The sequence below is a fragment of the Aromatoleum tolulyticum genome, assembly GCF_900156155.1.
Taxonomy (GTDB): domain Bacteria; phylum Pseudomonadota; class Gammaproteobacteria; order Burkholderiales; family Rhodocyclaceae; genus Aromatoleum; species Aromatoleum tolulyticum.
In genome coordinates, this window is the sequence record NZ_FTMD01000027.1 from 1 (window position 1) to 21,692 (window position 21,692).

General features: G+C 63.4%; 23 protein-coding genes. 13 read left to right on the forward strand and 10 right to left on the reverse strand.

All coding sequences use genetic code 11. The features are described 5' to 3' along the window. On the reverse strand, positions 1-854 hold an 854-nt coding region (locus tag BW991_RS23165; RefSeq protein WP_139335995.1), incomplete at its 3' end, for a PAS domain-containing protein. A gap of 313 nt (positions 855-1,167) precedes the next feature. On the opposite strand from BW991_RS23165, the gene bssD reads away from it, so the two are divergent. The 13 genes from bssD (at position 1,168) to BW991_RS23230 (ending at position 13,381) form a co-directional block, all read left to right on the forward strand. Beyond that, a complete protein-coding gene (gene bssD / locus BW991_RS23170; protein WP_076604498.1) occupies positions 1,168-2,166 on the forward strand; it encodes a [benzylsuccinate synthase]-activating enzyme in 999 nt (332 codons plus the stop codon). Positions 2,167-2,184: 18 nt separating this feature from the next. Continuing rightward, positions 2,185-2,367: a benzylsuccinate synthase gamma subunit family protein gene (locus tag BW991_RS23175; RefSeq protein WP_076604480.1), complete on the forward strand. Its 183-nt coding sequence runs from the start codon at positions 2,185-2,187 to the stop codon at positions 2,365-2,367. 23 nt (positions 2,368-2,390) lie between these two features. Beyond that, the gene (locus BW991_RS23180) at positions 2,391-4,985 is read left to right on the forward strand and encodes a glycyl radical protein (RefSeq protein ID WP_076604481.1); all 2,595 of its coding nucleotides are present in this window, start codon (positions 2,391-2,393) and stop codon (positions 4,983-4,985) included. A 69-nt stretch (positions 4,986-5,054) separates the two neighbouring features. Next, positions 5,055-5,285 (forward strand): benzylsuccinate synthase beta subunit family protein, encoded by a 231-nt coding sequence (locus BW991_RS23185; protein ID WP_076604499.1) that lies wholly within the window; start codon positions 5,055-5,057, stop codon positions 5,283-5,285. Between the two features lie 47 nt (positions 5,286-5,332). Next, positions 5,333-6,193 carry an AAA family ATPase gene (locus BW991_RS23190; RefSeq protein WP_076604482.1) on the forward strand — a complete coding sequence of 287 codons (861 nt, stop codon included), beginning with the start codon at positions 5,333-5,335 and terminating at the stop codon, positions 6,191-6,193. 8 nt (positions 6,194-6,201) lie between these two features. Continuing rightward, on the forward strand, positions 6,202-7,947 hold the full coding sequence (locus tag BW991_RS23195) for a vWA domain-containing protein (RefSeq protein ID WP_244551798.1): 1,746 nt from the start codon (positions 6,202-6,204) through the stop codon (positions 7,945-7,947). Positions 7,948-7,955: 8 nt separating this feature from the next. Then, complete coding sequence (locus BW991_RS23200; protein WP_244551799.1) at positions 7,956-8,516, forward strand: DUF4125 family protein; 561 nt, start codon at positions 7,956-7,958, stop codon at positions 8,514-8,516. Next, positions 8,513-8,794 (forward strand): MoaD/ThiS family protein, encoded by a 282-nt coding sequence (locus tag BW991_RS23205; RefSeq protein ID WP_050417938.1) that lies wholly within the window; start codon positions 8,513-8,515, stop codon positions 8,792-8,794. Before BW991_RS23200 ends, BW991_RS23205 begins: the two co-directional genes overlap by 4 nt. 13 nt (positions 8,795-8,807) lie before the next feature. Further along, entirely contained in the window at positions 8,808-9,332 is a 525-nt protein-coding gene (locus BW991_RS23210; protein ID WP_076604484.1) for a hypothetical protein, read from the forward strand. Between the two features lie 23 nt (positions 9,333-9,355). Further along, positions 9,356-9,940: a YgiT-type zinc finger protein gene (locus BW991_RS23215; RefSeq protein WP_076604485.1), complete on the forward strand. Its 585-nt coding sequence runs from the start codon at positions 9,356-9,358 to the stop codon at positions 9,938-9,940. After that, positions 9,937-10,860: a DUF4037 domain-containing protein gene (locus tag BW991_RS23220; protein ID WP_076604486.1), complete on the forward strand. Its 924-nt coding sequence runs from the start codon at positions 9,937-9,939 to the stop codon at positions 10,858-10,860. Before BW991_RS23215 ends, BW991_RS23220 begins: the two co-directional genes overlap by 4 nt. Positions 10,861-10,883: 23 nt before the next feature. Continuing rightward, complete coding sequence (locus BW991_RS23225; protein WP_076604487.1) at positions 10,884-11,828, forward strand: SDR family oxidoreductase; 945 nt, start codon at positions 10,884-10,886, stop codon at positions 11,826-11,828. Further along, positions 11,825-13,381, forward strand: coding sequence for an amidohydrolase (locus tag BW991_RS23230; RefSeq protein ID WP_076604488.1), 1,557 nt, complete (start codon positions 11,825-11,827; stop codon positions 13,379-13,381). The genes BW991_RS23225 and BW991_RS23230 overlap by 4 nt, the downstream gene beginning before the upstream one ends. 139 nt (positions 13,382-13,520) lie before the next feature. On the opposite strand, the gene BW991_RS23235 is transcribed toward BW991_RS23230, so the two are convergent. From BW991_RS23235 to bbsA, 9 genes are all read right to left on the reverse strand, one after another. Beyond that, entirely contained in the window at positions 13,521-14,291 is a 771-nt protein-coding gene (locus tag BW991_RS23235) for an enoyl-CoA hydratase/isomerase family protein (RefSeq protein ID WP_076604489.1), read from the reverse strand. Between the two features lie 35 nt (positions 14,292-14,326). Further along, a complete protein-coding gene (locus tag BW991_RS23240) occupies positions 14,327-15,547 on the reverse strand; it encodes an acyl-CoA dehydrogenase family protein (protein ID WP_076604490.1) in 1,221 nt (406 codons plus the stop codon). Positions 15,548-15,598: 51 nt separating this feature from the next. Continuing rightward, positions 15,599-15,883 carry a hypothetical protein gene (locus BW991_RS23245; protein ID WP_244551800.1) on the reverse strand — a complete coding sequence of 95 codons (285 nt, stop codon included), beginning with the start codon at positions 15,881-15,883 and terminating at the stop codon, positions 15,599-15,601. A 78-nt stretch (positions 15,884-15,961) separates the two neighbouring features. Next, a complete protein-coding gene (locus BW991_RS23250; RefSeq protein ID WP_076604492.1) occupies positions 15,962-17,191 on the reverse strand; it encodes a CaiB/BaiF CoA transferase family protein in 1,230 nt (409 codons plus the stop codon). Further along, positions 17,175-18,407: a CaiB/BaiF CoA transferase family protein gene (locus tag BW991_RS23255; RefSeq protein ID WP_076604493.1), complete on the reverse strand. Its 1,233-nt coding sequence runs from the start codon at positions 18,405-18,407 to the stop codon at positions 17,175-17,177. The genes BW991_RS23250 and BW991_RS23255 overlap by 17 nt, the downstream gene beginning before the upstream one ends. A gap of 42 nt (positions 18,408-18,449) precedes the next feature. Further along, entirely contained in the window at positions 18,450-19,196 is a 747-nt protein-coding gene (locus BW991_RS23260) for an SDR family NAD(P)-dependent oxidoreductase (protein WP_076604494.1), read from the reverse strand. 14 nt (positions 19,197-19,210) lie between these two features. Then, positions 19,211-19,936 (reverse strand): SDR family NAD(P)-dependent oxidoreductase, encoded by a 726-nt coding sequence (locus tag BW991_RS23265; protein WP_244551801.1) that lies wholly within the window; start codon positions 19,934-19,936, stop codon positions 19,211-19,213. A 43-nt stretch (positions 19,937-19,979) separates the two neighbouring features. Next, complete coding sequence (gene bbsB, locus BW991_RS23270) at positions 19,980-21,149, reverse strand: benzoylsuccinyl-CoA thiolase subunit BbsB (RefSeq protein ID WP_076604496.1); 1,170 nt, start codon at positions 21,147-21,149, stop codon at positions 19,980-19,982. A gap of 20 nt (positions 21,150-21,169) precedes the next feature. Beyond that, positions 21,170-21,604, reverse strand: a complete 435-nt coding sequence (gene bbsA, locus BW991_RS23275; RefSeq protein WP_076604497.1) for a benzoylsuccinyl-CoA thiolase subunit BbsA — start codon at positions 21,602-21,604, stop codon at positions 21,170-21,172. Positions 21,605-21,692 lie beyond the last annotated feature (88 nt).

Consider the following 21,692-nt stretch of genomic DNA (forward strand, 5'->3'; position numbering starts at 1 on the left):
TCGATCAGCGACGAGCTGACGCTCAGCCAGCGCAGCTTGCGCCCCTTCCCGTCGCGCATCCCGATTTCGATGTTGTTGATCGAATCCTTCTGGAAGTCGCGGAGCTGCCACGGCAGGCGGTGCCTCGGGATCTCGGTTCCGTCGTGCAGGAAGAAACGCAGCGGCAGTGTCCGCCAGCTCTCGGGCGCGGCGCGCCGCACGCCGACCATCTCCGCGAACTGGCAATTGGCCTCGAGGATCTCGCCGTGCGGATCGGTGATCGAAATGCCGATCGGCAGCATGTGGAAGAGCTTCTGGTATTTCTCGCGATTCTCGTTCGCGGCCTCCTCGGCGCGCTGGCGCGTCGCGACTTCCTGTTCGAGGCTCGCAACGTGCCGGCTGAGCTCCACGGTGCGCTGCTGCACGACGAATTCGAGCTTCTCGACGTCGGCCTTCAATTCCTCCTCGATCCGCTTGTGCTCGGAGATGTCCTGCACCACCCAGATGCTGCCGAGCTTCGGGTCGGCAGCATCGAGCAAGGTGCCGGTAACGATGCACCAGATCAACGAGCCATCCTTGCGCACGAACGGCCGCTCGTCCTTGTAGGTGTGATCGCGCTCGAAGAAGTGACCGTATTTCTCGCCGATCGTCGAAAACGAGTCGTCGCTCGGGTAATGCACACGGACTGACCGGTTGTCGAGTTCGCCGGGCTCGTACCCGAACAATTCCTCGTATCGGCGGTTACAGCGTTTGATCGTGCGGTTTCGCAAATGGCAGATCGCCACGGGTGTATTGCGAAAGATCGCCTCGTAGCCGACCGAGGCTTCTTCGCCCTGCTCATCGCCCAATTCCACGTCGAACGCGTCATCCTTCATGCGCACTTCCTCCCCGCCCCCCGGACATCAGCCTATTCGAGCCGGCGCCAGCACAATCGGCCGGCGATCCCACGTTCGGCAGAGATATCAATCCCTGAGCTCGAGCCTGCTCCGATTGTGCGCCTGCAACCTTGCGGCTGCATTAGGGGCAGTCCCCCTTTCGTTAGGTGATCGCACCAATTGTTTACGTGCAACGGGCGGTGCCTAATTCAATCCACGGTCGCCGGACACGAGTACATCGGAACCAGCATCCCGCGTAGCGTGATCTTCGTACGTCACTTTGTTTGCAGTCCACCAAACCGCAGAGACTGTCGTGAAAATTCCTCTTGTTACCGAAATACAGAGGTTCAGCCTGCAGGACGGGCCGGGGATCAGGACGACCATCTTCCTGAAGGGCTGCCCGCTACGTTGCCCGTGGTGCCACAACCCCGAAACCCAGGACGTACGACAGGAGTTCTACTATTACCCGTCGCGCTGCGTCGGTTGCGGCCGCTGCGTGGCAGTCTGCCCCGCGGGAACGTCCCGCCTCGTACGCAACGCGGACGGCCGCACGATCGTCGAACTCGACCGCACGGACTGTCAGCGCTGCATGCGTTGCGTCGCCGCTTGCCTGACGGACGCGCGCACTACCGTCGGGCAACGCATGAGCGTCGAGGAAATCCTGCGCGAAGTGCTGTCCGACTCCCTCTTCTATCGCAATAGCGGTGGCGGGATCACCATCAGCGGTGGCGATCCTCTCTTTCATCCCGTCTTCACGTTGGAACTGGCGCGTCGAATCAAGGAGCGCAAGGTCCACGTCGCTATCGAGACTTCCTGTTTTCCCAAGAACCGGGAAGTCATTCAGCCGCTCCTGGAATTTGTCGATCTCTTCATCGTCGACCTGAAATCGCTGAATCCGAAGAAACACGAAGAAGTCGTTGGCTGGCCACTTCAGCCAATACTCGACAACATCGAGCATCTCATTCGATCCGGGGCCAATGTCCGCATCCATATCCCTGTGATCCCAGGATTCAACGATTCCCCCCAGGATTTCACCGATTACATCAGCTATTTGAGTCGCCATGCCAAACAGCTGGAGGGGGTGGATATTCTCAATTACCACACCTATGGCGAAGGGAAATATTGCTCCCTCGGCAGGGAAAAGGAATACCAATACTTGGGCGTGGAAGAGAACCCGCCCGACAAGGTAGTGCCACTGGTCAAAGGTTTGAAGCTCGCAGGCATCGAGAGCGTGACGATCGGCGGGCTGGTTGGCATCACGGCGGACAGAGACGAGACGACTCGCGATGCCGCTACGAGGTGTATTACATAAACCAAAGGAGACTCATCTATGGAAACCACCACATGTAGGCAGTGCGCCAACTTCTTTCCTCTTCCCAAGGACGCCGATGACTACGAGGCCGGAAAGGCCGATTGCGTGCGGGAAAAGGAGGATGAAAAAGGCAAGTACTGGCTCTCCAAGCCCATATTCGAGAACAGCACGCGATGTGAAGCCTTTCACACGAAACGATAAACATAAAGCTTGAGGAGACAGACATGAACGACATCGCAAGCGCCAAGATCCTGGAGTACAAGGGGAAGACGCTTAATTTCACGCCGGAAGATCCGACGGAAGCGAAGATTCCATCCGACGAGTTGCACGAGCATCTGCAAAAGCCTTCGACCGCCAGAACCAAGCGTCTGAAGGAACGTTGCCGCTGGAAGCATGCGTCCGCCGGCGAGTTCATCGAAAAGAACGTCACGGCCGGGATCGAGCGCATGCGCTATCTGACCGAGGCGCACAAGGCCAGCGAGGGTCAGCCGGAAGCCATCCGTCGTGCGCTCGGCCTGGCGAACGTTCTGAACAAGTCGACCCTGGTGCTTCAGGAAGACGAATTCATCGTCGGCTACCACGCCGAAGATCCCAACATGTTCCCGCTGTATCCCGAACTGTCCCACATGGCGGTTCAGGACTACCTGATGAGCGACTACTCGCCGCAGCCGGCCGATGAAGCGGCGGCGATCAACGCGTACTGGAAGCCGCACAGCCTGCAAAGCAAGTGCCAGCCGTACTTCGATCCGGCCGACCTCGGTCGCATGTACCAGGTCAGCAGCATGGAGGCGCCCTCCTTCGCTTCCGGCTACAACAGTATCGTGCCGCCCTACGAGACCGTCCTGGAGGACGGGCTGCTTGCGCGCATCAAGCTCGCCGAGAAGCACATCGCCGAAGCCCAGGCCGACATGACCACTTTTCCGTGGAACGGCACAAAGGGCCTCGACAACATCGCCAAGATCGACAACTGGAAGGCGATGGTCATCGCCTGCAAGGCGGTCATCAGTTGGGCGCGCCGTCATGCCCGTCTGGCCAGGATCGTCGCCGAAAACTTCGAGACGGATCCGAAGCGCCAGGCAGAACTGCTCGAAATCGCCGACATCTGCCACCGCATTCCGGCCGAGCCCTGCAAGGGCCTCAAGGACGCGATGCAGGCCAAGTTCTTCACCTTCCTGATCTGCCACGCCATCGAGCGCTACGCGAGCGGCTACGCGCAGAAGGAAGACACCCTGCTGTGGCCGTACTACAAGGCGTCCGTCATCGACAAGAAATTCCAGCCGATGGACCACATGGGCGCGGTGGAACTCGTCGAGATGGAGCGCTTGAAGATTTCCGAGCACGGCGCTGGCAAATCGCGCGCCTATCGCGAAATCTTCCCGGGTTCGAACGACTTGTTCATCCTGACCGTGGGCGGGACCAACGCCAAGGGTGAGGACGCCTGCAACGACATGACCGACGCCATCCTGGAAGCAGCCAAGCGCATCCGCACGGCCGAACCCTCCATCGTCTTCCGCTATTCCAAGAAGAACCGCGACAAGACGCTGCGCTGGGTGTTCGAGTGCGTCCGCGACGGTCTCGGCTATCCGTCCATCAAGCACGACGAGATCGGCACGGAACAGATGAAGGAATATGCCAAGTTCAGTCTCAACGGCAACGGCGCGACCGATGAGGAGGCCCACAATTGGGTCAACGTGCTGTGCATGTCGCCCGGCATCCACGGTCGCCGCAAGACGCAAAAAACCCGTTCGGAGGGTGGCGGTTCGATCTTCCCGGCGAAGTTGCTGGAAATTTCGCTTAACGACGGCTACGACTGGTCCTACGCCGACATGCAACTGGGCCCGAAGACCGGTCAGCTCGCGTCGTTGAAGACCTTCGAGGACGTGTGGGAGGCCTTCCGCAAGCAGTATCAGTACGCGATCAACCTGTGCATCAGCACCAAGGACGTGTCGCGCTACTTCGAGCAACGCTTCCTGCAAATGCCCTTCGTGTCCGCGATCGACGACGGCTGCATGGAATTCGGCATGGACGCCAACGCCCTCTCCGAGCAGCCCAACGGCTGGCACAACCCGATCACGACGATCGTGGCCGCGAACTCCCTGGTGGCGATCAAGAAGCTGGTGTTCGATGAGAAGAAGTACACCCTCGACCAGCTCAGCCAGGCGCTGAAGGCAAACTGGGAAGGCTTCGAGGAAATGCGCGTCGACTTCAAGCGGGCGCCGAAGTGGGGTAACGACGATGATTACGCCGACGCCATCATCACCCGCTTCTACGAGGAGATCATCGGCGGCGAAATGCGCAAGATCACCAACTACTCGGGTGGTCCGGTGATGCCGACCGGTCAGGCCGTCGGCCTGTACATGGAAGTCGGCTCGAGGACGGGTCCCACGCCCGACGGCCGCTTCGGCGGCGAGGCAGCGGACGACGGTGGCATTTCTCCCTACATGGGCACCGACAAAAAGGGGCCGACGGCGGTGCTGCGCTCGGTGTCCAAGGTGCAGAAGAACCAGAAGGGCAATTTGCTGAACCAGCGTTTGTCGGTGCCGATCATGCGCTCCAAGCATGGTTTCGAAATCTGGAACTCGTACATGAAGACTTGGCACGATCTGAACATCGACCACGTTCAGTTCAATGTCGTCAGCACAGACGAAATGCGCGCCGCGCAGCGCGAACCCGAGAAGCACCATGACCTCATCGTTCGTGTTTCCGGTTACAGCGCCCGGTTTGTCGACATCCCGACCTACGGGCAGAACACCATCATCGCCCGTCAGGAACAGGATTTCAGCGCGTCCGATCTCGAGTTCCTGAACGTCGAAATCTAAGAAAGCCGCTAAAGAGGGGGTGGCATTGCGCCCCCCCTGGTTACACCAAAAGACATGGAGACTGACAACATGGAAACAGCAAAGAACTTGCAGAACCAGCCGCACACCGAGGCTGGGACAGCAAAGCCGTGCCGGATCTGCAAATGGCAAACCCCCGATCCCACCGATCCGCAGCGCGGGCAATGCACCGCCAACCGTCACGCCATGGGTGGGGTCTGGAAACGCTGGCTCAGGGACGTCGTGAACACGACTTGCTCCAGGCACGAGGAAGGCAAACTGAGCTTCCGCGACCACGTCTGAAAATCCAACCGAGGTGGTTCACCTCTCGACGGTGGTAACAAAAGATCATGAAAACCTCCCTTAGCGCAAATGGCCTGTTCGTCCCGGAAGTCGATCCCTACTACTATGTAAGTACGGAAAACCAAAGCTTTCTCGACAAATTCGCCAAGATATCGAAAAAGCATCCCGTCAATATCCTGGTGGTCGGAAAACAGGGCTGCGGCAAATCCTCGCTGGTGCGCCAATACGCCGCCGTCAACAGGCTACCTCTGGCGACGTTCCAGATCGGCATCCTGTCCGAACCGGGCCAATTGTTTGGCGAATACGCGCTGGAGAACGGGGAGACGCGCTACAAGCAGTTCCTCTTCCCTCAGGCCATCCAGACGCCCAACTGTGTCATCCATCTTGAAGAGATCAATCGCCCCGAGCATCCGAAGGCGTTGAACATGCTGTTCTCCATCCTCTCCGACGATCGTCAGGTATGGATGGACGAACTGGGCCTGCTGCAAGTGGCGCCTGGTGTCGTCTTCTTCGCGACGCTCAACGAAGGCGCCGAATTCGTCGGCACCGAGCTGCTCGACCCGGCCCTGCGCGACCGCTTCTATGTCACGACCATGGACTTTCTGCCGAACGAAGTCGAAATGGAGGTGCTGGAAAAGAAGACCGGCGTGACAAACGAGCAGGCGAGGGAAATCATCACGGTGGCGAACAGCATTCGCGCCAATGCCGACCTCGGCGTCGACGTTTCGACACGCAAGATCCTGATGCTCGGCGAGATGATCGCCGCCGGCGGAACGCTGCGCGAGGCCATCGTGACGAGTCTCCAAACCGACAAGAAGACGCTTGAATCGGTTTTGCTGTCGCTGCACGTCAATCTGGGGAAGGTGGAAAAGAGCAAGACCGAATACGTTCAGTACATTGCCGCCTAAGGTCTTCCATGGCCAAGAACAGGGACACCACACTTCGGCTGATGAGCTGCACGGGAGACGTCAAGCGTTTCGTCATTCCCGGCGAGGAAGGCTATTCGGACTTCTGGCGTCGCGACAAGTCGCCGATCGAATCGGTCGAGTTGGTGAAGCTATTGGTCGCGATTCGCAAACTGTCGACCTTCATCGGGCGCAACGTCGGCGAAATCGTCTGGTCGGGAATGGAACTCGACAATGCGCTCGCCCTCGATCCAACGCCGATCATGGGCACGTATCCGGTGCCGGCGGGAAAGACCGATCTGATGGTCGGCATCATGGTGCAAGAGGCGTACAAGCGCGTCGAGTGGTCCGAGCGTCTGCGGGAGATGTTCAGGCTGCGCGTCCAGCCGCCTACGCAGTACGAATACAAGTTCGACATGTTCTTCAGCGTCTGCGAGTCCGTCTACGTCGACGGCCTGGCCAACAAGAGCGTGCTCGGTCACTACGCCGAGGTGGCGCGTGACTGGCGTATCGTCAAGACGCTGAAGAGCCTGATCAAGCCGCCCACCCTTTCCGAGATGCTGCACCTGTGGTGGCGGTTGGCAGCCCACCGCGATCCGGAACTCTACAAGCAGGGTCACAGCGATCTCACCCTGGGTGGCCTGGTGATGCGGGGTAGCCTGGACCAGTACTACAGCAAGCCGATGCAGACCATGAACAGCATCGTGCCGGCCCTGCGCCACGACTGCCCGGCGCTCTCGAGCGTCAGCGATCGCTGTGATTTCCGCCTCGATCTGTACGAAAAGCTCTGGCGCGAAGTGCTCGGGCATATCCGGTTCTGGCCGGGCGACCGCAGCGATCGGTTCATGATGCCCGACATGGGCGACGATGATGACCTTGCCCAGGAAGAGGCAGAGCAAGCAGCAGTCAAGGCCACCATCGTGAATTATGCCAACCTGATCGAGGCGGCGCTGCCGCAGAAGAACCGGGATTTCACCGATCAGATCAAAGGGAACGTGGCAAATTTCGAAAACGTCGCCCGCGTCGAGGGTAACGACATCGTCATGATGGCGCGCAACCGCGTCGATCGCCACCTTTTGCACAAGCTTGAGCAAGTGGTGCGGAACGCCACCGATCGCCGCAGCGTTTTCAACCGCGGCCTCAGTTCGGGGAAGATTCATAGTCGGCGGCTTTACCGCGCCCACACCACCGGTGCCGTGTTCCAGCAAAAGAACCATGAGTTCGACATGCGCAAGAATGTCGTGCTGCTCGTGGACGCGACCGGGTCGATGGCCGACCCGACGCAATGGGACCAGGCGGAAATGATCTACCAGACGCTGTTTGCCGCGATTCTGGAATACACGAGCAACGCGCGGCTATTCGCCTACAACGAGGTCAAGAACGCCTGCCGCATCACCGAAATCTATCGTGGTGGCCGCATGCTGACGGTGCTGCCGCACGGAAGGACGGCTTCCGGCGAGGCGATCATCGCCACGGCGTTGAATACCCGCACGCCGGGGAAAAAAACGCTGCTGATCCACATCACCGACGGCGCCTCGAACTGGGGGTGCGGCGTGCCGGATGCCATCAAGTATTGCAAGGGCAACGGCATCAGCCTGCTCACGCTGGGCATCAGTTGCAGCCTGTCCTCCAAGCAATCGTTACGTGACGAATACGGCAGTCTCGTGAAGTTTGTCGACAAGGCCGAGCAACTGCCCAAGTTGTTTGGCGAGTTGATCATCAGTGAAATGCGTGAATCGAGGACGCCACAGACGTGAACTCGTACTTGCTCGACCGCGTGCTGGAAGCCGAATGGCAGATGTTCGTCCGCGTCAGGAGCGCACGGCACGCCCCCTGTCAGAGCGCTCCAGACAACTTCAAGACGATCCGTTCCAGTCTGTTCGAGACGTGGACGGGACCGATGCTCGCCTCCTATCTTGCCGATCTGGAACAGGCCGAGGCGGTCGGCCGCAACCTGCTTGCGGAAAAATACGCGCGCATGGACGACCTGATTCCACCGCTATCAGACAGCCCGTTGATCGACATCATCGTCACGATGGAAAGCAATTGGCAGGAAGAGTTGGGACGTCGCTATCCCGCCCTTTATCGACGATGTTGCCGCAGCATGGATGAAACCGGCGACGGCCGGAACTTCGGAATCTATCTGGGCTGCGAGCTGGAAACCTACGGCGATCATACATTGCAGCTGTATTTCGAGAATATCGAGGCAGCCGTCGCCGCCAATCGCAATCTCGCGCTCGAGGCCCTGCAGCGACTGGTATGCAAGAACGGCTATCGCGACCTGGATCACGCCGAGAGCGTATTGAAATACGGAGAGACGGCATGAACATCGACGTCAGGCTGAATCTGCTCGGCGTATTGGGCATCAAACAAAGCGAACTTGCCATCGATACGCCGGCGAATGCCACGGTCGCCACGTTGATCAGCTTGATCGACCAGCACAATCCCGGCTTCGCCGCGGCACTGACGAACGACAGCGGAGGCATCTCGCCCCAGTTCGTATTCTTCATCAATGGCCGAAACGCCGTACATCTGGATGGCATGAACACCAGACTCGACGCAGGCGATGTCGTCAACGTGATTCCGGCCATTGCCGGAGGCTGAAAGGGGGCGTCACATGATCGTCGACCGGCCGGAATCGCATTTCATCTTCGTCGTTCCTCTGGATCACGTCGAGTACCGTTACAACTACATCAACCTGCGCGGCGAACCGCTGACCAACAAGCAATATCTGGAACATTGGGGAAAATGGCTTGTGTTCGGCCTGCGCGAGGAAGTCGAGGAACTGGCGAGAAAGCTGGATCCCTTTGTAGAGGAAAAGAAGATTCCCGCGGTCAAATACGACCGCAAGCTGATCACCGAATTCCAGCTCAACCGCTGCGTCATGTGTGTCTATTGCCACGACGAAACCAAGGACGAGGTTTGGGAAATCCTGGCCGCATTGGGCGTCAAGGACAAGGCATGGATGTATGAACGGGAGACGCTGGAGAAATGGCTGCCCGGCGGCGTCAATCTGGAAAAATGGATCCAGGGACGCGGGCTGGATCATGAACAAGCCGAACGCGTACGCGCCGATGCACGTGCGAAGTTCACGAAAATGTTCGCCGACAAGAATGAAATTTTCACCGGCGTCTATCAGTAGTCGGAACCGTGTTCGGCCAAGCCATGACCCTTCCCGCCCCCGGCCGCGAAACCGAGTGGATCGCCGCACGCGCCGAAGCCTCCCGCTACGTGCTGTCAGAACATGTGATCCGCTCGCTGATGGCCGGATCCGTCAACGTGGCGCAGATCGAAGCGGCGCTACGCACCGGCCGCATCATCGAGGAGCACAGGCACGTTGAGCGAGTCCCGGCCTACCTGCTGTGCGCCGTCCACGACGGCAAAGCGGTGCACGTGATCGCTGCACCACAGGCCGATGGCGGGCTTGTCGTCACGCATGCCTACGTCCCGGCGCCGCCCTTGTGGCACACCGCCTTGCATCGCTCCGAGGGGATAGCCGCAATGTCCGATCCGATCACGACCTGCTACTTTTGCGGCGGAGCCATCAAGCAGGTGACTGTCGGCAATTTCGACTACCGCCTGGAAGGACGCCTGTACGTCATCAAGAAGGTGCCGGCGGGACTGTGCCAGCAGTGTGGCGAAAAATACGTCGATGCCAGGGTCGGCCGGCGGCTCGACGCACTGATCGCGCAGCAGGCCTTCACGGGCAGCGAGACCGTCGGCGTCATCGATTTCGCGGCTGCGCCATGAACGGCCTGACCCTCGCCGAGCGGTATTTCGAGCGTTACGGCGGCGACCTGCTCGACGGTGAATTCGCCGCCTGGCGCGAGCGCATCGCGGTCGGACTCGCAGGCGACGGCTCCGACTGCCTCGGGTTCGACGATGAGCAGTCGCGCGACCACGACTGGGGTCCGGGCTTCTGCCTGTGGCTCACCGACGCAGACCACGCCGCGATCGGCGCCGCGCTGCAGCGGGCCTACGAGCGGCTGCCGAAGTCGTTCGCCGGCTTCGGGCGCGCGGTGACCGAATGGGGCAGCGGACGGGTCGGGGTGCTCGAGACCGGCGCTTGGTACAAGCAATACGTCCGCCACCCCGATGGCCCGCAGACGCTTTTCGACTGGCTGCGCATTCCGGAAAAGGATCTGGCAGCCTGCACCGCCGGCCGCGTCTTCCACGACCCGCTCGACGACTTCTCGCGGCGCCGCCGCCGACTGCTCTCGTTCTATCCCGACGATGTCAGGCTCGCCAAGATAGGTGCCCGCTGCATGTCGATCGGCCAGTCGGGGCAGTACAACTTCGCCCGCGCACTCGCACGTGGCGAGGTGTTCGCGGCGCGATACGCGGAGACGAAGTTCTGCAATGATCTGATGTCCCTCGTCTACCTGCTGAACCGCCGCTATGCACCGTATTACAAGTGGCTGCATCGCGGCCTGCTCGCTCTGCCGCGGCTGGGCCGCGTCGTCCATGCGCAGGTCAAGGCCCTGGTGTCTGCGGGCGATGCCGACGAGAAGCGGGCGCACATCGACGCGCTGTGCGCGGCAGCGATCGCCGAACTGCAGGCCGAAGGGCTGACCAGCTCAGACAGCCGCTTTCTCGTCGATCACGGTCCGCTGATCCACGAGCGCATCCACGACCCCGCTTTGCGGCGCCTGAGCGTGCTGGTCGGCTGAGCGAGCGCCAACGGAGACCCTTCATGACGAAACGCGTACTGGTGATCGGCGGCAGTTATTTTTCCGGCCGGGTATTCGTCGAGGAAGCGCTGAAGATGCCCGGCGCCGAGCTGCACGTCTTCAACCGCGGCAATTTTCCGCTGCGCATGGAAGGCGTCACCGAGCATGTCGGCAACCGCGAGCACCCCGAGGAGGTCCGGGATGCGATCCCCGGTGGCGAATGGGACGCGGTTGTCGATTTCTGCGCCTACACGCCCGCCCACGTTGAAACGCTGATCGGGAATCTGCGCGGTCGGGTTCGCCAGTATCTGCTGATCAGCACGACGACCGTCTACCGGAACCCAAGCGGCGGGCCGCTCGACGAGAACGCCCCCCTGCTCGACGGTCCGCAGCCGGAACTGGGCGGATACGCCGATTACGGCTATGAGAAATGCCTCGCCGAAGACGCGGCCCGGCGCGAATGCGAGCGACTGGGGATCGGCCTTACTGTGCTGAGGCCGGCGATCATCTATGGCTATTACAACTACGCACCGCGCGAGACGTATTTTTTTGACCGCCTGCGTAACCGCGAACCCATCGTGATACCCGACCCCACGCGGTCGTCGTTCAATTTCATCTGGGTCGTGGATATGGCGCGCCTCCTGTGGCGCTGCATCGGAGAGCCCGGCGTGGTCGGGGAGACCTTCAATCTCGCCTCGGGCGAGGCGGTGACCTACTCTCGCATCGTCGAGGTGCTCGGCGGAATCGTCGGCAAGCCTATCGAAACCTTGCCGCTGCCGGTCGGGGAAATCACGCGCCGCAACATCCCGCTGCCCTTCCCGCTCGACGGGCCGCTTCTTTACAGCGGCGCGAAGATCGACCGTCTTTTCGGGTTCGAGCACACGCCCTTCCACGTCGGCCTGCGTGAGGCGCTGAAGTACTACCTGATGACGAAACGACGCGAGGCCGCAGTTGGCGAGGCGCAATGAATGCCGACCTGATCCTTTGCAATCTCGTTGCCTTCACGCCCGGAGCGCCGACTCACGGTGCGGACCTCGTCGCCATCCGCAACGGTCGTATCCTGCACGTGGGAAACCGCTCGGCGCGCGCGTCCCTCGCAGGCCCGCACACGCAGGTCGTGGACTGCCAGGGGGCAACCCTGATTCCGGGCTTCAACGACGCGCACTGCCACCCGGTCGCCTTTGCGATGACAACCCGCCATGTCGATTGCGGGCCGCCGCGCGTCGCGAGTATCGCCGATCTCGTCGACGCCCTGCGCGCCCGTGCGGTCGAGACGCGCCCCGGCAACTGGCTGCGCGCGGCGAACTGCGACCCCGCGACTCTTGCCGAGCGACGGCTGCCGAACCGCTGGGAGCTTGACCTCGCGTCGCCCGCCCATCCGGTGATCGTCGTCGAGCGCAGCGGGCAACATTGCGTGCTCAACAGCCGCGCACTCGCGCTATGCGGCATCGACGAATCGGCCAGCCCGTCCGATGCCGGCGCAATCCACCGCGATCCCGCGGACGGGCGGGTGAACGGCATCGTATCCGGCAACCACGCCCAGGTCGCCGCCGCGCTGCCGCCGCTCGCGCCCGACGAGGTCGAGGCTGGATTGCGTGCTGCCGACCGCGTCTTCCTCGAATCGGGGATCACCTCCCTGCAGGACACGAGCTGGTCGAACACGCCTGCACATTGGCACGCGATGGCCGACTACAAGCGGCGCGGCCTTGTCACACCGCGCGTATCCTTGTGCGTCGGCGCCGACAGCATTGAAGCGTTCGCCGAGCTGGGGCTGCACACGGGAAGTGCTCATCGCGACTGCGCGCCGGAAGCGCTGCGCATCGGCGCGGCGAAGATCGCGCTCGACGAGAGCACGGGCGATCCGGCCCCGCCACAGGCACTGCTCGACGCCACGGCGCTAGAAGCACACCTCGCCGGCTTCCAGCTCGCCTTCCACGTACCGGACCTCGCGCTGCTCGACCGGTCGCTGAACGCGTTAGCGTGGTTAAACGATCTGGGACTCGCACCGCGGCTGTCCCCGCGGTTCGAGCACTGCCCGGCCTGCCCGCGCGAATGGCTGGACCGCGTCGCCGCGAGCGGCGCGATCGTCGTCGCCCAGCCCGCGCTGCTGCCCCTGGCCGCGCCGGCGCTGCATGCCTCTCCGCCCGACCCGGCGCAGCCCCCGCTCTTCCCGTTCCGCTCCTTCCTGCGCCACGGCATCCCGCTCGCGTTCGGCTCCGATGCGCCGCTGGTGGCCTGTGCGCCGCTCGAAGGCCTGAAAGCGGCGGTCACACGATGCGACGGCGCGGGTCGCGCGGTTGCAGCCGAAGAGGCGATTGCGCTCGCAGACGCGCTGCGCTTCTACACCTGGGGCGGCGCGTCCGCGAGCGGCGATGAGGACGCGACCGGGACGATCGCAGCCGGCCGGCGCGCCGACCTCGTGCTGATCGAAGGCGCAGGCGATTGGGCTGGAGCCACCGACCTGGCGCGGGCTCGCGTCGCGATGACCCTGATCGGCGGACGGGTGGTGTGGGCGCGTTAGCACCGCAACGGCGGCGGGCTTCAACGCCGGCCCCCTTTGCGCTCAGGCGACGCTGCACCACGGTTTGAGCCATGGCGTGCATGTCTCCTGCCTGCGGAGCGGCCCTCGCATGGCCGCCCCGCCATCCCGACTGTAGCTGTCAGGCCCCGCGGAACACCGGCGCGCGCCGCTCGCCGAAGGCCTTGAAACCTTCCTTGCGGTCCTCGGTATCGCGCAGCACGCCCCACAGCAGGTGCGAGTACAGGATCCCGTGCTCGAGCGGCATATCCAGGCCCAGCACCGCGGCCTGCTTGGTTGCCTGCACGCTCAGCGGCGCCGCGCTGGCGATCTTCTCCGCGTACGATCGCGCCAGGTCCGCGAGCCCCGATGGCTCGACGACGTCGCTGACGAGCCCGTAGCGCAACGCCTCCTCCGCCGAGATCATCTCGCCCGTCAGCAGCATCTTCATCGCCACCGCCTGGGGCACCGCGCGCGGCAGCGCCTGCGTGCCGTTGAGGCCGGCGAGGCTCGCGACCTTGACTTCGGTCAGGCCGAACTTGGCGTTCGACGAGGCGATCCGCAGGTCGCACGCCAGCGCCATCTCGAGCCCCCCGCCCACCGCATAGCCGTTGATCGCGGCGATGATCGGCTTCCACATCTTCATCTGCGGCAGGACCGGCTGGCCGTCGCGCAGGTAGGTCGCGGCCATGCACTCGGTCGGCGGCGGCGCCTTCTTCATGTCCGTCCCGGTGCAGAACGATTTCTCGCCCGCGCCGGTCAGCACCGCGACGCGGATATCGGGGTCGGTGCGCACGCGCGTCCAGATTTCGGTCAGATCCGCGATCGATTCCGGATCGAGCGAGTTCATCGCTTCCGGACGGTTCAGGGTGACATAGGCGACGTGATTCCTTACTTCCAGCATTACCGGCATTGCTGTTCTCCTTTCTTCTTGTGTTCCGATCCGCTTCAGGCGGCCATGAACGGACTGTAGGTGCGGCCGTCGGCGAGCAGCTTCTTCGCGATCGACATACGATGGATTTCCGATGCGCCCTCGACGATCCGCCAGATACGCACCATCCGCGCCACGTATTCGACGCCCAGCTCGCGCGACAGGCCCAGCCCGCCGTGAAGCTGGATCGCGCGGTCGGCGATGCGCGTGAGCATTTCGGTGGCGGCGATCTTCAGCGACGAGGCCTCGATGCGCAGATCCTTGTGCCCCTGGTCCGATTTCCACGCGGTGAAATAGAGCTGCAACCGCACCTGCTCGAGCTCGACGGTCGAATCGGCGATCCAGTTCTGCACCGTCTGCCGCTCGGCGAGCGGCTCGCCGAAAGTCTTCCGCAGGTTCGCCTGGTCGATCATCATCTGGATCAGCCGCTCGGCCATGCCGGTGCAGTGCGCCGCAAGTTCGATCCGCCGCACGCCGAAGCGGTTCTGCAAGGGGATGAACGCATCGCCGACCTCGCCCAGCACGGCTTCGTCGCCGACCCGCACGTTGTCGAGATAGACGGTCCAGCTCGGCATCGCGCCGATCACCGGGATCTCGGCGCCGATGCGCAGTCCCGGCGTGTCCTTGTCGAGGATGAACGCGGTGAAGCGGCGCTTGGTCGCGGCCTCCTTGTCGGTGACGGCGATGCAGATGAAGAACAGCTCGTCCTTGTCGCACTTGCTGATGAAGATCTTCGATCCGTTGATCACCCACTGGCCGTTCTCGCGCACGGCCGTGGTCGTCAGGCCGCTGATGTCCGAGCCCGCGCCAGGTTCGGTCGCCATCATCGCCGAGTCGATCTCGCCCCGGCAGTAGCGCCGCAGGTACTTCTCGCGCTGCGCCGGCGTGCCGCATTCGTTGAGGTAATAAAGATTGGGCGCATCGGGCGGCAGCGTGAAGCCGTGATGCGAGAAGCCGACCAGCGACTTCGACATTTCCTCGACGACCAGGGTCTTGGCGAACATGCCCAGTCCCTGCCCGCCGAGCTTCTCATCGACCTCGATGCCCCAGAAGCCCATCTCCTTGGTGATGTGCATCAGCCGGGCGTGATCGGCGGCCGGCAGCAGCGTGTACCCGTCGGTCCACATCCGCATTTCCCGCTCCAGCAGGACCTTTTCCAGCGGCATCAGCTCGTTGGCGGTGAAGCGCCGGGCCACCTCCTTGAGCATCGTCTGTTCTTCGGATAAGGAAAAATCCATTTTTCGTCTCTTGTCCTGTAGTTATCGGGCCCGTTCGCCGATCCGGGATCTTCAATCGGCGTCCGAGCGCATCAGCGACTCGATCTTGTCGGCGATCGACGCGCTGCCGTTGCAGCGGCATTTCTCGGCGGCAACGCGCATGCCGTCCTCGAACACGGCCATCAGCGCTTCGCGGATCGTCGCGCCGTTGTGACAGCCGCCCACCATCAGGCAGGCCGCATAGGGGTGGTATTCGCCCACCGCCACCGTCATGCCGCACTCGGGGCACTCGTAATGCGAGAGACCGGCGGGCACGGAATTACCGGACCTGGCTTGCCGCAGCTGTTGTTTGTGCATGATTCGTCCTCCTCCTGGCTGGATTCGCGGCCACCGTGCCATCGCCCGACGGTCGCCCACTTCACTGGTCGTCAGCGGTCACACCAGCACCTCCCGACTGACCAGATTCTCGATTTCGTCCTGCGAATAGCCCAGCATGCCGCCCAGCACCTCGCGGGTGTGCTGCCCGATCGCGGGGGCCGCGGTCTTCATCTCGAGCGGCGTGCGCGAGAACACGATCGGCGCGCGGTTGTAGAGTGTGACGCCGACCTCGTGGTGATCGAGATAGGCCCAGAAGCCGCGGCGCCGCAGGTGTTCGTCTTCGATCGCCTCGCGCGCGTCGCGCACCTCGCCCGCCGGCACTCCCGCCTTCAGCAGCGCCTCCATCAGCCAGTCGCCGTGCTGCGTCGCGGTCCAGCATTCGATGCGCTCGTTCAACTCGGCCTCGTGCCGGCGTCGCATCGCGGCAGTCGCGAAACGCTCCTCCTCGGCCCACGGGGGATTGCCCATCGCGCGCCGCAGCGCAGCCCACTGCGCGTCGTCGAAGACCGCGATCGCGATCCATTTGCGGTAGCCCAGCGTCGTATAGACCCCGTGCGGAACCGCTTCCGGATCGCCGTAGCCGAGCGGCCCGAGCGTGTCGCCGTTGGCGGCGAAGGCCATCGGCGCGCTCGGCGTCATGCAGATCGCCGAATCGAGCTGCGACAGGCTGACGGTCTGGCCGCGCCCCGTGACCTCGCGCTCGAGCAGCGCCGCCATGATCCCGAATAGCGTATGGGTCGGCACCATCACGTGGTCCGTATAGTTCGTGCCGGTGCCGAAGGGCGACTCGCCGGGGAAGCCGGCACGCGCGGTCAAGCCGCACAGCGCATTGAGGTTCACGCCGTAGCCCATGTAGCGGCTATGCGGACCGTCGATGCCTTGCATGCTCATCGTCACGTAGATCGCCCGCGGGTTGATCTTCTGCACCTCGTCCCAGCCGAGCTGCCACTTCTCCATCTGGCCGACGCGGAAGTTGTTGATGACGATGTCGCTCTTCGCGATCAGCCGCACCGCGACCTCGCGCGCAAGCGGGTTGTTCATGTCGAGCGCGATGTCGCGCTTGTTCGCGTTGCGCGCGGCAAAGTAGCCGCTGCGGTCGAGGCCAGTGCCGATGCCGTCCTTGAACGGCTCGCCGCGGCGCAAGGTGTCGGGGCGTTTGACGCTCTCGATCTTGATCACGTCCGCGCCGCACTGCGCCAGCACGCTCGTGGCGATCGGCCCGGCGCCGACCCACGAGAAGTCGCACACGACGATACCCTCCAGGGCACGTTCAATGCTGTTCGGCATATACCGCTCCCGCACGCAGCAGATTGTCGATTTCGGACGCCGGATAACCGCATTCGGCAAGTACTTCCCGCGTGTGCTCGCCGATGCGCGGGGCATTGCGGCCGAGCCGCCATTGCAGCTCACCGAACTCGTACGGCGCACCCGGATAGGTGATCTCCGCCCCGAGCGTGTCGTTGAACTGCGCCTTCCAGAATTCCCGGTGCATGAGCTGCGGGTTCGCGAGCAGATCCCCGCCGTCGCTCACCGGCGTCACCGCGACGTTGAAGCGCTGACCGATCTCGTACAGGTAGGCCTTGCTGCGGCTTCGGGTATAGCGCTCGAAGACGCGGCAGAAGGTCGCGTAGCCCTCGGCCGAGCATCGGTACGCGAAATCGATCCACTTGTCGTCATCGAGAAGCTGCCATTCCTCGACGCCCTCCGCCTCGAGCCAGCGGACGAAGGGCGTCCACATCTCCTTGTTGCGCCCCATGATCGCGACCAGCGCGATGTAGCCGTCGGCGCACGGATGCAGCGTCGCGCTGCCCGCCTCGCGCCCGCGCCCGCGCCTGATCTTGCCCTCGAGGTCCCAGAACTGCGCCGCGTTCTCGAGCGCCATGGCCTGGGCCTCGATGCACGCCACATCGACCACCTGGCCCCGCCCGGTGCGCTGCGCGCTGAACAGCGCGATCGCACTGCCGACGGCCGCATACGCCTCGGCCATCCGGTACGCCTGGTTGTCCGGCGCGCGCACCGGCTTGTCGCCATCGACGCCCGCGAGGTAGAGAAAGCCGCTCAGCGCCGAGCACGTCAGATCCGAACCGGGATAAGCCGCCAGCGGCCCGGTGCGCCCGAACGGGGTGACCGAAGTCTGCACCAGACTGGCGTTGTCGCGGCTCAGCACGTCATAGGACAGGCCGAGCCCGTCCAGGTAGCCCGGGCGGCAGCTTTCGACGAGCAGGTCGGCGCGACTGCACAGCCTGGCGAAGACCGCGCGTCCCGCCTCGTTCTCGAGATCGAGCGCGAGGCCACGCTTGCCCGCGTTGTAGTAGAGGTATGGCAAGCTCGCCTGCGGCCCGGGTTCGTTGCGGAAATACGGGCCGACGCGACGCAGCGGGTCGCCCGAAGGCGACTCCACGTGGATCACGTCTGCACCCAGCCCGGCGAACATCTTGGCCGCGTACGGCCCGAGTTCGCCGGTCAAGTCCAGCACCCTGAATCGCGAAAAGTCCTGTCCCATCTCACATTCCTCCTGCCCGCCGAGCGTCGCGCGCGCCTGCCGTCAGCCCGCGAACAGGCTTCGTCCGCCGCACACGTAGAGCACCTGGCCGGTGACGAAACCCGTCTCGTCGTCGGCGAGGAAGAGCAGCGTGTTGGCGATGTCGTCGGGATCGCCGAGCTTTCCGGTCGGCTGGCGCGCCAACAGGAACTGCCGATCCTTCTCCGGCAGCTCCTCCCACATCGGCGTGTGGATCAGGCCCGGCGCTACGCAATTGACGGTGATCCCGGCGCGACCGAGCTCGATCGCGAGCGTCCGCGTCATGCCGACGACACCGGCCTTCGCCGACGAGTACGGTGTCTGCCCGGCGCCGCCGAGCCATGCGCGGGAGGCGATGTTGACGATGCGCCCGTGCTTGTTCTCGACCATGTAGCCGTGCACCGCCTGCGAACACAGGAAGGTGCCCTTCAGATTGACCTTGATCGTGACATCCCAGTCCGCCTCGCTGAGCTTGCGCAGCGCGCCGGCCCGCTCCATGCCCGCGTTATTTACGAGGATGTCGATGCGGCCGAAGGCATCGACCGTCTGCTGCACCATCGCCTCCACCGCGGCCTTGTCGCTGATGTCGGCGACGGCGCCGAGCACGCGATGTCCCATCCGGCTGAATTCATCGACCGTCGTGCGCACCTTCTCCGCGTCGATGTCGTTGATGACGACGGCCGCGCCCTGCTCGGCGAAGCGCAGCGCCGTCTGCCTGCCCATGCCGCTCGCCGACCCCGTGATCAGCGCGACCCTGTTGCGAATTCCCATTGCCGCCTCCGTGATCAAATCGACATCGAGAAGTACGCGCTCTTGCCGCCGCAGACGAACAGCGTCTGCCCGGTCACGTACTTCGAACTGTCGGCCGCGAGAAAGCCGACTGCGTTGGCAACGTCGGCGGGCGTGCCCAACCGCTTCACCGGAATGCCGGCGGCCAGCTTTTCCCGCTCGGCCGCGGGCGTCGCGTCGTTGTCGAGGTCGCCCATGACGACCGTGCTCACCGTAACGCCATCGCGCGCCGACTCGAGCGCGAGCGCCCGCGTGAGTCCGAACAGGCCCGCACGCGCAGCGGCGACGTTGGCGCTCGCCGCGAGGCCGAGATAACGGATGTCGCTGATATTCACCACGCGTCCGAAGCCGCGCTCGCGCATCGCCGGAACGACTTCGCGCAGGTAGTGGAAGGGGCCTGCGAGGCCCGCGCCGAGCGCGGCGCCGACGTCTGCGTCCGAAATCTCCTGCAACGGCTTGGCGGTCAGCACGCTCTCGTTTTGCACCAGGATGTCGATCCGACCGTAGCGCGCCATCACCCGCGCGACCGCGTGCCGGATCTCTCCCGGGTCCACCGCGCCCGTCACCAGCGCAATCACCGCCACCCCCTTCTCGGCCAGTCGCGACGCGAGCCTGTCGAGCCTGCCTGCGTCCGCGCCGACGAGCGCGAGTTGCGCGCCGGGCTGGGCGAGCCGCAGCGCCACCGCCTCGCCCACCGCATCGTCGGCATTGACGATCAGCACCACCCTTTCCTTGCCTTTCGATTCCATCGCCCCATCCCCCCTGTTACCAGTCGCTCACCAGCATGTGCATCGTGCAAGCCGCGTGTTCCGTGCCCGAAAGCCCGCCGCCCGTCACGTGCGTCATTGCCACGCGCGGCACCGGATCGACCTGGTAGCCGGGGCACTGGTTACGCATCTGTTTGACGCTCGCAGCGATCTGCGCGGCCCCCGAAGCGCCGATCGGATGACCGTACGAGAGCATCCCGCCGCGCGGACTGACAACGCACTTGCCGCCGTGCGTCGAGTTGCCGTCACGCAGGAACTTCAGCCCTTCGCCCTTCGGGCACAGGCCCAGGCATTCGTAATACAGCAGCTCGGCGATCGTGAAGGCGTCGTGCAGTTCGACGATATTCACGTCCTCGGGGCCGATGCCCGATTCTTCATAAAGCTGCGCCGCGGTTTCCTCGGTGATGTCGTCGCCCGTGATATCGCGCGGCCGGTTGTGGTACGGCCCCGAACGCACGACCGAGCCGGCCACGAGGATCGGCTTCCTGATGCCGAGCTTCTTCACCATCTCTTCCGAGCACACGACGACCGCTCCCGCCCCATCGGCGATGCCGCAGCACTGCTGCAGCGTCAGCGGGGAAGCGACGACGCGCGAATTGACGACCTCCTCGACTGAGATCTCGCCCTTGAACCACGCATACGGGTTGTTGGTCGCGTGACGACGGTTCTTCACCGTGATCATCGCCAGGTCCTCGGCCGTGGCGCCGGTCTCGTACATGTAGCGCTGTGCGCGCATTGCATACTTGCCGGTCATGACCGCGCCGTGCACCGTCTCGATATCCGACATCGCCGTCGCGAAGGCCGTGCCCTGCGCCATGTGCAGGGTGTGGTTCTCGCAGCCGATGCCGATTGCGACATCGGAGAGCCCCATCGCCACGTCCCGCACCGCCAGATGCACGGCCATGCCCCCCGCGGAGCAGGCGCTCTCCACGGTCATGATCGGAAGATGTCCGCACATGCCCAGATCCTTGAGCACGGTCTGGCCGACCACCATTCCGTTGGTGCCGTTGCCGACATATGCGCTCTGCACCATCGTCGGACGATCGATATTCGACGCCTTCAGCGCCTCGAATGCCGCGGCACGGCCCAGCACATCGAAATCGACCTCGTGCCGCCCGAATTTCGTTTCGCCGACCCCGGCGATATAGACCTTGCGCTGCAGTTTCATTTTCTGTCACCCACCGAGATTTATGCCTTGCGGAACTTGTAGCTGATCAGCGGAACGCCATCGCGGTTGTCGCGCACCGGCCCCACCGTCAGTTCGACCTCCTCGTCGCAGCGGAAGCTGCCGGGCTCGCCCTCCAGCTGCGCGAAGATCCGCAGGTTCTCGGGCAGATCGATATAGCCGAACGAATATGGCGTTTTCATTCCCGCCTGGCCGATGAAATTGTCGCTGAAGCTGTAGAGCTTCCCGCGCCGACTGAGCGGCACGACATCGAACTCTTCGCCCCAGCAACTCGGGCACGGGCTCAGCTTGGGGAAATCCAGCTGGCCGCACCCCTTGCAGCGATAACCCTTCAGATACGGCGCGGCGCCGTCCGCGGGTACCTCGAGCAGGTCCGGATGAAAGAACGTGATATCCGGCTTCTTCTCCGGCTTCTTCTTCGGCTTTTGATCTGACATGACGCCTCCGCGGCAATTGTTTCGTGTTCAACGTGGACTCAATTAAACGCGCCTGGCTGCGGTGCAACAATTGGTGCGCACACCTAAC